The following is a 12,214-nucleotide window of genomic DNA, read 5'->3' on the forward strand; positions in this document are numbered from 1 at the left end:
ATCGTGGTGCTGGCGGCGTTGATCAACGCGTTGAAGGTGGTGGGCAAGGAGCTCGCGGACGTGCGGATCGTCGTCTCCGGCGTCGGCGCCGCCGGCACCGCGATCATCAAGCTCCTGATGGCGCAGGGCGCCCGGAACATCGTCGGTTTCGACCGGTACGGCGCCCTCCACGCCGGCACGCGGAACGGGGACGAGCACCGCAGCTGGATCATCGACCACACCAACCCCGAGGGCTTCGAGGGGTCCTTGAAGGAAGGTCTCGCCCGCGCCGACGTGTTCATCGGGGTCTCGGCCGGTGACATCCTCACGGGTGCGGACGTGGCGCGGATGAACGAGGGGGCGATCGTGTTCGCGCTGGCGAACCCGACGCCGGAGGTCGACCCGATCGAGGCGGGGCAGAGCGCGGCGGTGGTGGCGACCGGGCGCAGCGACTACCCGAACCAGATCAACAACGTCCTGGCGTTCCCGGGGCTGTTCCGCGGACTGCTCGACGCCGGTGCCTCGCACATCTCCGACGAGATGCTGCGGGTGGCGGCGGTGGCGATCGCCGAGGTCGTCGGCGACGACGAGCTCAACCCCGCCTTCGTCATCCCCGGCGTCTTCGACACCCGCGTCGCCGAGGCCGTCGCCGAGGCCGTCCGCGCCGAGGCGCTGAAGGAGGCCGAGGCGCGCCAGCACCACCCGGACGAGCCGGCCGGCGTCGGGGCGCCGCGATGAGGACGTCCCTGGACGACGCCGTCCTGCGCGCGGTCGACGAGAGCCTCGCCCCCGTCGACGAGCACCTGGCGCGGGCCTACCCCGGCGACGACGGCACGCGTCAGCCCGTGCACACCGTTTACGTTCCCGCCGACCGCTACCACGCGGGCCTGTCCCGGGAGTGGGGCGAGCAGGCGCTCGACGCCCTCGAGCAGGCCGGCGGGACCGCCGCGCTCCTCGACGCCGCGGCGGTGCCCGAGGCGCTTCGGGCCGAGGTCGCGACGCAGGTCGAGGACAAGCTCCGCCGCGAACCTGTCGAGGACCTGCGCATCGACCTCGAGGACGGCTACGGCGACCACGGCGACGACGAGGACGCCGTCGTCTTCGCCGCTGCCCAAGCCCTGCGCCGCGAGCTCGACGACGGCACGGCGACCCCGTTCGTGGGCATCAGGTTCAAGTGCCTCGAACGGCCGACCCGCGTCCGTGGGCTGCGCAGCCTCGACCTCTTCGTCACCGCGCTGTCCGAGAGCGGCGATCTCCCGGACGGGCTCGTCCTGACGTTGCCGAAGGTGACGGCGGTCGAGCAGGTCGAGGCGATGGTCGGGGTCTGCGCCGAGCTCGAACGGGTGCGCGGCCTGCGCCCCGGCCGGCTCCGCTTCGAGGTCCAGGTCGAGACCCCGCAGGCGATCCTCGCGGCCGACGGTACGGCCGGCGTCGCCCGCATGGTCCACGCCGGGGCCGGCCGGGTCTCCGGTTTCCACTACGGCACCTACGACTACTCGGCGTCGCTCGGGATCGCCGCTGCCTACCAGAGCATGGAGCATCCCGCGGCCGACCACGCGAAGGCGGTCATGCAGCTGGCCGTCGCCGGGACCGCCGTGCGGCTCTCGGACGGCTCGACCAACGTCCTGCCGGTCGGGGCGGCCGACCAGGTCCGCGCGGCCTGGGCGCTGCACGCCCGGCTCGTGCGCCGCTCGCTCGAGCGTGGCTTCTACCAGGGCTGGGACCTGCACCCCGCCCAGCTGCCCAGCCGCTTCGCCGCGACGTACGCCTTCTACCGGGAGGGGCTGCCGGCGGCGGCCCGGCGGCTGCGGGACTACGTCGCCCGCACCGAGGGAGCGGTGCTGGACGAGCCGGCCACCGCGCGGGCGCTGGCATGGTTCCTGCGTCGCGGCCTCGATTGCGGCGCGATCGGCGCCGGCGAGCTCCAGGACAGCGCCGGACTCACCCTCGACGACCTCGACGGGCTCCTCGGGCGGCGGTGACCGCCCGAGGTGCACGGCGGGGTGGTTGACCGCAGACGGGGCTTTGTCTACGCTTCCATCACGAGGAAGTCAGATTCCGGATTGTGAAAACGAGGCTGAGAATGGTCCAGGTCCTCCCGTACACGGTGAACTGCTCGATCCTCCTGACCGACCTGCCCCTGCTCGAGCGCCCGGCCGCGGCGAGGGCCGCCGGCTTCGAGGGCGTGGAGTTCTGGTGGCCGTTCCCGGTGGCGGTGCCCGACGCCGACGACGTCGACGCCTTCGTCGGCGCGATCCGTGACGCCGGCGTGCAGCTGACGGGACTGAACCTCCACGCCGGCGACATGCCGGGCGGGGACCGCGGGCTGATCTCCCTGCCGGAGCGATCCGCAGAGCTGCGCGCGAACCTCGACGTCGTCACCGACATCGCCGGGCGCACCGGCTGCCAGGGTTTCAACGCCCTCTACGGCAACCGGGTCGAGGGGGCCGACGCGGCGGCGCAGGACGCGCTCGGCGCCGAGAACCTGGCGCTGGCCGCCAGGGCGGTCGCACGCGTCGGCGGAACGATCCTCCTCGAGCCGCTCTCCGGCGCCGCTGCCTACCCGCTGAAGACCTCGGCCGACGCGGTCGCCGTCCTCGACCGGGTCGTCGAGGAGCACGGGGACACCAACCTCGGGCTGCTCCTCGACGTCTACCACCTCGCCGCCAACGGCGCCGACGTCCCGACGGAGATCGCTACCTACCGCGACCGGGTCGCGCACGTGCAGGTGGCCGACGCCCCCGGGCGGGGTGTGCCCGGGAGCGGTGCGCAGCCGATCACGGACTGGATCGAGGACCTGCGTGCCGGCGGCTACACCGGGCCGGTCGGCCTGGAGTACCAGAGCGCGGACCCCGACCCGTTCGGCTGGCTGCCCCGCGAGCAGCGCGCCTGAGCGAGCCACCCGACCCCGCACCACCGGAAGGATCCCTGAGATGAGCACGATCGCCTTCATCGGACTCGGCATCATGGGCAGCCCCATGGCGGTCCACCTGCAGCAGGCCGGGCACGCCGTCGTCGGCTTCAACCGCACCCCGGAGAAGACCGGACCGCTGGTCGAGGCCGGCGGCACCGCGGCGAGCTCGATCGCCGAGGCGGTCGCCGACGCGGACGTCGTGGCCGTGATGGTGCCCGACTCACCTGACGTCGTCGACGTCCTGACCGGTGCGGACGGGGTGTTCGCCGGCGCCGGACCAGGCACGCTGATCATCGACTTCTCCACCATCCGGCCCGACGTCACCGCAGAGCTGGCCGAGCAGGCCCGGGAGAAGGGCCTGCGGCTGCTGGACGCGCCGGTCTCCGGCGGCGAGGCAGGGGCAAAGAACGCCGCCCTGTCGATCATGGTCGGCGGCTCCGCCGAGGACTTCGCCGCGGCCCGCCCGGTGCTCGACGTCGTCGGCAGGACGGTCGTCCACGTCGGGCCCTCCGGCTCCGGCCAGACCGTCAAGGCGGCCAACCAGCTCATGGTCGCCGGCAACATCGCGCTGCTCGCAGAGGCGATCGTCTTCCTCGAGGCCTACGGCGTCGACACCTCCGCCGCGGTCGAGGTGCTCGGCGGCGGCCTCGCGGGGTCCGCCGTGCTGAACCAGAAGGCCCAGAAGATGCTGGACCGCTCCTTCGAGCCCGGCTTCCGGATCGAGCTCCACCACAAGGACCTCGGCATCCTCACCTCCGCGGCCCGCGAGGCCGGCGTCGTCGCCCCCGTGGGCGCCCTCGTCGCCCAGCTCATGGCCTCCGCCAAGGCCTCCGGAGACGCCGGGCTGGACCACTCGGGCCTCTTCAGCACCATCGAGCGGCTATCCGGCCGCACCTCCTGACCCCACCGACCGGAACCGGAGAAGACCCATGCCTCGGATGAGAGCAGCAGACGCCGCGGTCGCCATCCTGGAGAAGGAGGGCGCGACACAGGCCTTCGGGCTGCCCGGTGCCGCGATCAACCCGTTCTACGACGCCATGCGCCGGCACGGCGGCATCGACCACGTCCTCGCCCGGCACGTCGAGGGCGCGTCGCACATGGCCGACGGGTACACCCGCGCGGCGCCCGGGAACATCGGGATCTGCATCGGGACCTCCGGCCCGGCGGGCACCGACATGATCACCGGGCTGTACGCCGCCTGGGCGGACTCCGTGCCGATCCTGTGCATCACCGGCCAGGCCCCTGTCGCCAAGCTCGACAAGGAGGACTTCCAGGCCGTCGACATCGCGTCCATCGCGGCCCCGGTGACCAAGATGGCGACGACCGTGCTCGAGGCGGCGCAGGTGCCGGGCGTCTTCGCCAAGGCGTTCCAGCTCATGCGCTCCGGGCGGCCCGGCCCCGTCCTCGTCGACCTCCCGATCGACGTCCAGATGACCGAGATCGACTTCGACCCGGACACGTACGAGCCGCTGCCCGTGACGAGGCCCGCAGCCACCCGCGCGCAGGTCACCAGGGCGCTGGACATGCTGCAGGCGGCCGAACGTCCGCTGATCGTGGCCGGCGGCGGCATCGTCGGTGCCGGTGCCGAGGCGATGCTCGTCGAGCTCGCCGAGACCCTCGACGTGCCGGTCGTGCCCACCCTCATGGGCTGGGGCGCGATCCCCGACGACCACCCCCTCGCCGCCGGGATGGTCGGGATCCAGACCTCCCAGCGGTACGGCAACGCGACCTTCCTGGAGTCCGACTTCGTCCTCGGCGTCGGCAACCGGTGGGCCAACCGCCACACCGGCGGGCTGGACACCTACCGCCGCGGCCGCACCTTCGTCCACGTCGACATCGAGCCCACCCAGATCGGCCGGGTCTTCGCGCCCGACTACGGCATCGTCTCCGACGCCGGAGCCTTCCTCGCCCTCGCCGTCGAGGTCGCCCGGGAACGCCGAGACCTCGGACAGCTCCCGGACCGCTCCACCTGGGTCGCCGAGACCGCCGGGCGCAAGCGCAGCCTGCACCGCAAGACGCACTTCACCGAGGTGCCGATCAAGCCGCAGCGGGTCTACGAGGAGATGAACCGGGCCTTCGACCGGGACACCGTCTACGTCACGACCATCGGCCTCTCCCAGATCGCCGGCGCCCAGCTACTGCACACCTACGCACCCCGACACTGGATCAACGCCGGGCAGGCGGGCCCGCTGGGCTGGACCGGACCCGCTGCCCTGGGTGTCGCCCGGGCGCTGCCCGGGACGTCGGTGGTCGCGCTCTCCGGCGACTACGACTTCCAGTTCATGCTCGAGGAGCTCGCCGTCGGGGCGCAGCACCACCTGCCCTACGTGCACGTCGTCGTCAACAACGCCTACCTGGGGCTGATCCGTCAGTCCCAGCGGGCCTTCGAGATGGACTTCCACGTCTCGCTCGCCTTCGACAACATCAACTCGGAGAACGGCGGCTACGGCGTCGACCACGTCAAGGTGGCCGAGGCGCTGGGCTGCCGGGCGCTGCGCGTCACCGACCCGGAGGACCTGGCCGACGCCTTCACCAAGGCGCAGGGCATGGCAGCCGAGCTCCGCGTCCCTGTGGTCGTCGAGGTCATCGTCGAGCGCGTCACGAACATCGCCATGGGCGTCGAGCTCGACGGCGTCAACGAGTTCGAGGATCTCGCCCTCAGCGCGGAGGATTCCCCGACGGCCCTCGTTCTGCTGGACTGAGCGCCATGACCACTCACGTGCTCCTCGCCCCCGACAAGTTCAAGGGTTCGCTCACCGCATCGGCCGTCGCCGCGCACCTCGCCGCCGGCCTGCGCCGTGCCCTGCCGGACGTGGAGGTCGACGAGCTGCCGGTCGCCGACGGCGGAGAGGGGACCGTGGAGGCCGCCCTGGCGGCCGGCTTCACCGCCGTCGAGCTCAGCGCCACCGGCCCGCTGGGCGAGCCGGTGCGCACCCGATACGCCGTCGACGGCACGACGGCGGTCATCGAGATGGCTGCGGTCACCGGGCTGGAGATGGTGCGACCCGACGACGCCACGGCCCGCCGTGCCACCTCCCGCGGGCTCGGCGAGCTCGTCCACCACGCGCTGATGCGCGGCGCGCGCACCGTGGTGATCGGGGTCGGCGGCTCCGCCAGCACCGACGGCGGGTCCGGCATGCTCGCGGCGCTCGGCGCCCGGCTGACCGGGCCCGACGGTGAGCTTCCCGACGGCGGCGGTGCGCTCGTCGACCTCGCCGACGTGGACCTGTCCGGCCTCCACCCGAAGCTGGCGAGCACGACGATCATCCTGGCGAGCGACGTGGACAACCCCCTCTTGGGCGAGCACGGCGCCGCGGCCGTCTACGGTCCCCAGAAGGGGGCCGACGCCGCGGCCGTCACCGACCTCGAGCACGGCCTGACCCGTTGGGTCGACGCGCTCGCCCGCGCCGGTGCGACGGGCGCTCGCGAGCACGCCGCCGCCACCGGCGCCGGCGCAGCCGGGGGAGTGGGCTACGCCTGCCTGCTGATCGGCGCCGAGCGTCGTGCCGGGGTGGAGGTGGTCCTCGACCTCACCGGGTTCGACCGACGCCTGGACGGGGTCGACCTGGTCATCACCGGCGAGGGCAGTCTCGACCGGCAGTCGCTGCACGGCAAGACGCCTGTCGGGGTCGCCGAGGCCGCGGCGACCCACGCGGTCCCGACCGTGGCGGTCTGTGGACGCACCACCCTCGACGCCGACGAACTCACCGGCGCGGGCATCGAGGCCGTCTACGCGCTGACCGACGTCGAGCCCGACGTCGCCCGCTGCATCGCCGAGGCAGGCCCGCTCCTCGAGCGGCTCGCCGAGCGCATCGTCGCCGACCGGTTCAGCGCCCGCACCGCGGTGCGGCACGCCGAAGGAGCGCAATGAGCACTGCCGACCTCTCGACCGGCCGACGGGCGGCCCCGCCCGGCGCCCGGCTCGACCTGGTGATCCGCGGCCGGCGCGTCATCACGCCCGAGGGGGAACGTGGGGTCGAGGTGGGCGTCCGGGACGGCGTCATCGTCGCCGTCGAGCCGCTCGGCGCCGGCCTGGCGGCGGAGGAGGTCACCGACCTCGCCGCCGACGAGGTCCTGCTGCCCGGCCTGGTGGACTCCCACGTGCACGTCAACGAGCCGGGCCGCACCGAGTGGGAGGGGTTCGCCTCCGCCACCCGGGCCGCTGCGGCCGGTGGCGTCACCACCATCGTCGACATGCCCCTGAACTCGGTGCCGCCCACGACCTCCGTCGAGGCGCTGGAGACCAAGCGCGCCGCGGCCCGCCCGTCCGCCTTCGTCGACGTGGGTTTCTGGGGCGGGGCGGTGCCGGGCAACACCGACGACCTGCTGCCCCTGCACGAGGCCGGCGTCTTCGGCTTCAAGTGCTTCCTCATCGACTCGGGCGTGCCCGAGTTCGGCCACCTCGACCCGGCCGAGCTCGAGACGGACCTGACGGAGCTCGCGACGGCCGACGCCCTGATGATCGTCCACGCCGAGGACGGTGCGGTCATCGGCTCCGCACCCGCGCCCCACGGCCCGCACTACGCAGACTTCCTCGCCTCCCGCCCCCCGCAGGCGGAGTCGGTCGCCATCGGTCAGGTCATCGAGGTCGCCCGTCGCACGGGCGGGCGCGCCCATATCCTGCACCTGTCGAACGCCGACGCCCTGCCGATGATCGCCGCCGCACGCGCGGAGGGTGTGCGGCTGAGCGTGGAGACCTGCCCCCACTACCTCTCGCTCGAGGCCGAGCACGTGCCTGACGGCGCCACCGCCTACAAGTGCTGCCCGCCGATCCGGGATGCCGGCAACCAGGACCGGCTGTGGCAGGGGCTGCGCGACGGCCTGATCGACATCGTCGTGACCGACCACTCGCCCTCCACCCCGGACCTCAAGGCGCTGGACACCGGTGACTTCGGCGACGCCTGGGGCGGCGTCGCGTCGCTCCAGCTCGGCCTGGCCGTCGTCTGGACCGAGGCCCGCGCCCGCGACCTGCAGCTCACCGACGTCGTGCGCTGGATGTCCGCCGGTCCCGCGGCGCTGGTCGGCCTGCCGACCAAGGGCGGTATCGCCGTCGGCAAGGACGCTGATCTCGCCGTCTTCGCCCCCGACGAGGCGTTCGACGTCGAGCCCGCCCACCTGCACCACAAGAATCCCATCACCCCGTACGCCGGCCGTCGGCTCAGCGGGCGCGTGCGACGCACCCTGCTGCGCGGCCGCACGATCACCGACGTCCCCACCGGGACGTTGCTTCGAAGAGGAGAGGTATGACCACCAAGGTAGACCCCGGCGCCCCGGCGTTCACGAAGCTCACCGACCTCGCGTCCCGCGCGCTCGGCGCGGGCGTCGTGGCGGCCAACGACGAGCTCTTCGCGCAGCGCGAGAACCTCATCAACGCCTGGGAGCCCGCCTTCGACCCCGGCGAGTTCGGCCACAAGGGCAAGGTCTACGACGGCTGGGAGACCCGCCGGCGCCGCGAGCCCGGCAACGACTGGGCCATCGTCTGCCTCGGCTCGCACGGCATCGTGCGCGGCGTCGTCGTCGACACGGCCTGGTTCCGCGGCAACTACCCGCCGTACATCTCCATCGAGGCCGTGCACATCGAGGGGTACCCCTCCACCGCCGAGCTCGTCGCCGCAGAGTGGACCACCCTGGTGGCGAAGGCGCCGTGCGAGGGCGACAGCAAGAACTACTATGAGGTCGACGACGAGCGCTGCTGGACCCACGTGCGCCTGTCCATCTACCCCGACGGCGGCGTCGCGCGGCTCCGGGTGCACGGCGAGGTCGTGGCGAACCCGAGCTTCCTCGCCGGCACCATCGATCTCGTCGCCGCGGAGAACGGCGGCCGCCTGGTGCGCACGTCGGACGACTTCTACTCCTCGCCGGCGCAGATCATCCTGCCCGGGCGCGCCCGCCACATGGGCGAGGGCTGGGAGAACGCCCGCCGCCGCGGTGAGGGCAACGACTTCGCGGTGTTTGCCCTCGGCCAGCGGGGCACCGTCCGCCACGTCGAGGTGGACACCGGCTACTACGTCGGCAACGCCCCTGGCTGGGTGCGCCTGTCGGCCGCCGATGCCCGGACGGCAGACATCGACGACGACGACGCCTGGACCGACATCGTCGCCAGGCGGCGCGTCGTTGCCGACACGCGGCACCGGTTCCTCGTCGAGGAGGCGCTCGAGGCCACCCACGTCCGTCTCGACGTCTACCCCGACGGCGGCCTCAGCCGGCTCCGCGTCTTCGGCGAGCTGAGCGAGACCGCCCTGGCCGAGGCCCGCGAGCGATGGGGCTCCACCCGACCCTGACCCGCCGACCCGCGCCGCCGGCGCCCGTCACCGAGGAGAGCACACGATGGCACGACTGCAGGAGTCCGACACCGCGCCCGACTTCACCCTGCCGACCGGCGACGGCGGCACGGTCTCCCTCGCCGACCTCCGGGCCGGCAGCGACAAGGGGGTGATCGTGTACTTCTACCCCAAGGCCGCCTCGCCCGGCTGCACCACCGAGGCGTGCGACTTCCGGGACAACCTCGCCTCCCTCGCCGCGGCTGGCTACACGGTGGTGGGTGTCTCCGCCGACCCGGTGGAGGACCTGCGGGCCTTCGCGGACGACCAGCGACTCACCTTTCCGCTGGCCTCGGACCGCGACCACTCCGTGGCCGAGGCGTACGGCGTCTGGGGACCGCGGACGCTGGGCGACAGGACTTTCGACGGCGTCCACCGGTCGACCTTCGTCATCGCTCCCGACGGCACGGTGCAGGTCGCACGCTACGACGTCGACGCGCAGGGGCACGTCGCGGAGCTGCGCGCCGAGCTCGCCGGCGAGGCGCGCAACCGTTGACCCAGAGGTGTGACCTCACCTACCCTTCCGCTAGGAAGACTTTGGATTCCGCATCACGAAATTGGAGACGTCGATGGAGACTCCGGACGGCCTGACCATCACCGGCGAGCTGAGCGAGCGCTACGACGAGGTGCTCACGCCCACGGCGCTCGAGCTGATCGCCGACCTGCACCGTCGGCTCAACGCTCGCCGGCTGGAGCTGCTGGACGCCCGCGCGGAGCGGGTGGCAGCGCTGGCCGACGGAGGGACCCTGGACTTCCTGGCCGAGACCGCCCACATCCGTGAGGACGACTCGTGGCAGGTCGCCCCGGCGGCGCCGGGGCTGGTCGATCGGCGGGTGGAGATCACCGGGCCGACCGACCGGAAGATGACGATCAACGCCCTGAACTCCGGCGCGAAGGCGTGGCTGGCGGACCAGGAGGACGCCAACACCCCGCAGTGGTCCTCGGTGGTCGGCGGCCAGCTCAACCTGCTCGACGCGATCAACCGCACCATCGACTTCACGGCGGAGAACGGCAAGTCCTACGCCCTCAAGCCCGACGACGAGCTGGCCACGATCATCGTGCGGCCGCGCGGCTGGCACCTGCCCGAGAAGCACATCCTCGTCGACGGCGAGCAGACCTCCGGCTCGCTCGTCGACTTCGCCCTCTACCTGGCGACCGCCGGCCGGCGCCAGATCGAGAAGGGGCTCGGGCCCTACTACTACCTGCCCAAGATGGAGTCCCACCTCGAGGCACGGCTGTGGAACGAGGCGTTCAACATCGCCCAGGACGCCCTGGGGATCCCGCGCGGGACAATCCGGGCGACGGTGCTCATCGAGACCTATCCCGCCGCGTTCGAGATGGAGGAGATCCTCTACGAGCTCCGGGAGCACTCCGCAGGCCTCAACGCCGGGCGGTGGGACTTCATGTTCTCCGTGATCAAGTCCTTCCGCACCCGCGGGAAGGACTTCCTGCTCCCGGACCGCAACGCGGTGACGATGACCGTGCCGTTCATGCGTGCGTACACCGAGCTGCTGGTGCGCACGTGCCACAAGCGCGGGGCACACGCGATCGGTGGCATGGCCGCGTTCATCCCGAGCAAGGACGAGGCCGTGAACGAGGCCGCGTTCGCCAAGGTGCGCGACGACAAGACACGGGAGGCCAACGACGGCTTCGACGGTTCCTGGGTGGCTCACCCCGGCATGGTGGAGGTCTGCCGGGAGGTCTTCACGTCGGTGCTCGGCGACAAGCCCCACCAGATCGACAACAAGCGCGAGGACGTCTCCGTGACCGCGTCGCAGCTGCTCGACGTGGCGAGCACGCCCGGCGACGTGACCGAGGCAGGTCTTCGGAGCAACGTCTCGGTCGGCATCCAGTACCTGAAGGCATGGCTCGGCGGCCTCGGCGCCGTCGGGATCTTCAACCTGATGGAGGACGCCGCGACCGCGGAGATCTCCCGGTCGCAGGTCTGGCAGTGGCTGCACAACGACATCGTCCTTGCCGACACCGGCCACCAGGTGACCCGCGAGCTGATCCACACGATCGTGGACGAGGAGATCGCCAAGCTGCCCGGCGACCCGGCTGACTACGAGCAGGCGAAGCAGACGTTCCTGGAGGTGGCGGTGGCCGACGACTACGCCGACTTCCTGACGCTGCCGGCCTACGAGCGCATGGCCTGACGCAGCGCGCCGCCGTGCCTCCGGGTCCACCGGTCGACCCGCAGGCCCGAGCTCCGCCATGCGCGGGCCCGCACGCCCGGCGGCTCTTGGTCGAACCTCGACCGTGGCGTGAGGCGGGCACCGCACGCGCGTGGGCGTGGGGACTCGGCAGCCACATCCGCGGGCCCTCGTCGGCCGGCGCAGCACGTGCGTGAGCGTGTGACGCAGGCCATGGCTCGGCGGTTTGACCACCGTCGCGCGCTCTGCCTAATATCTACGAGTCCCGCCAGGGAGGCACGGACACCGAGACGGTGGCCGGTCCCGCGGGAAATCTCCGGAACAAGAAGCGCAGGATACAACTGTGCGAAGTTCTGGAAGAGCCTGGCCGGCGTGATCGAGCCAACACGAGCGGGGAAACCAGCCGAGTTGACGAGGTAGGTCGAACAGGTTAAGTTTGAGAGGTTGCCCCGGTCCGGGTTCGGGAGTGGTTTTCCTGGGTTTTCGGCGGTGTGTGTCTGTTTCTTGAGAACTCAACAGTGTGCCAAGTTTTTGATGCCATATGATTCTGGGTGTCGTCTGGTTCCTTGCCGTTGTGGTGGGGTTTTGGGTGGTGCCTGGGGTCTGTTTGTTTTGTTTTGGTATACATGCTGGCTGGTCTGCTCCGTCGGGCTGGTTGGTGTGATGCCTGGATTGGCTTCCCGGTCTGTTTGGTCGGGGGGTTTTCTCCGTATTGTTTGTTGGCTGCCTGCTTTGGTGGGTGGTTGGCGTTCTTTTTTTAACGGAGAGTTTGATCCTGGCTCAGGACGAACGCTGGCGGCGTGCTTAACACATGCAAGTCGAACGATGATGCCCAGCTTGCTGGGTTG

At 71.6% G+C, this 12,214-nt stretch carries 10 protein-coding genes and 1 rRNA gene; all 11 read left to right on the forward strand.

The features are described from left to right. Positions 1–717 (forward strand): NAD-dependent malic enzyme (locus GD748_RS19290; RefSeq protein WP_319593326.1); only part of this gene is annotated, 717 nt, incomplete at its 5' end. After that, positions 714–1,961 (forward strand): DUF6986 family protein, encoded by a 1,248-nt coding sequence (locus GD748_RS19295; RefSeq protein ID WP_152196870.1) that lies wholly within the window; start codon positions 714–716, stop codon positions 1,959–1,961. The genes GD748_RS19290 and GD748_RS19295, both read left to right, overlap by 4 nt. Positions 1,962–2,062: 101 nt before the next feature. Beyond that, entirely contained in the window at positions 2,063–2,872 is an 810-nt protein-coding gene (locus GD748_RS19300; protein WP_152196871.1) for a hydroxypyruvate isomerase family protein, read from the forward strand. After that, positions 2,781–3,794: a 2-hydroxy-3-oxopropionate reductase gene (locus tag GD748_RS19305; protein ID WP_264372490.1), complete on the forward strand. Its 1,014-nt coding sequence runs from the start codon at positions 2,781–2,783 to the stop codon at positions 3,792–3,794. The genes GD748_RS19300 and GD748_RS19305 overlap by 92 nt, the downstream gene beginning before the upstream one ends. Positions 3,795–3,822: 28 nt before the next feature. Next, a complete protein-coding gene (gcl, locus tag GD748_RS19310) occupies positions 3,823–5,595 on the forward strand; it encodes a glyoxylate carboligase (protein ID WP_152196873.1) in 1,773 nt (590 codons plus the stop codon). Positions 5,596–5,600: 5 nt separating this feature from the next. Continuing rightward, complete coding sequence (locus GD748_RS19315) at positions 5,601–6,764, forward strand: glycerate kinase (RefSeq protein ID WP_152196874.1); 1,164 nt, start codon at positions 5,601–5,603, stop codon at positions 6,762–6,764. Next, positions 6,761–8,140, forward strand: coding sequence for an allantoinase AllB (gene allB / locus GD748_RS19320; RefSeq protein WP_152196875.1), 1,380 nt, complete (start codon positions 6,761–6,763; stop codon positions 8,138–8,140). The genes GD748_RS19315 and allB overlap by 4 nt, the downstream gene beginning before the upstream one ends. Continuing rightward, on the forward strand, positions 8,137–9,174 hold the full coding sequence (gene alc, locus GD748_RS19325) for an allantoicase (RefSeq protein ID WP_152196876.1): 1,038 nt from the start codon (positions 8,137–8,139) through the stop codon (positions 9,172–9,174). Before allB ends, alc begins: the two co-directional genes overlap by 4 nt. Positions 9,175–9,220: 46 nt before the next feature. Beyond that, positions 9,221–9,709, forward strand: coding sequence for a thioredoxin-dependent thiol peroxidase (bcp, locus tag GD748_RS19330; protein WP_152196877.1), 489 nt, complete (start codon positions 9,221–9,223; stop codon positions 9,707–9,709). A 73-nt stretch (positions 9,710–9,782) separates the two neighbouring features. Then, positions 9,783–11,369 (forward strand): malate synthase A, encoded by a 1,587-nt coding sequence (gene aceB / locus GD748_RS19335; RefSeq protein WP_152196878.1) that lies wholly within the window; start codon positions 9,783–9,785, stop codon positions 11,367–11,369. Between the two features lie 754 nt (positions 11,370–12,123). Next, positions 12,124–12,214, forward strand: a 16S ribosomal RNA gene (locus GD748_RS19340); the annotation flags it as partial.

Origin of the sequence: Georgenia subflava, from assembly GCF_009193155.1 — a bacterium.
Classification (GTDB): Bacteria; Actinomycetota; Actinomycetes; order Actinomycetales; family Actinomycetaceae; genus Georgenia; species Georgenia subflava.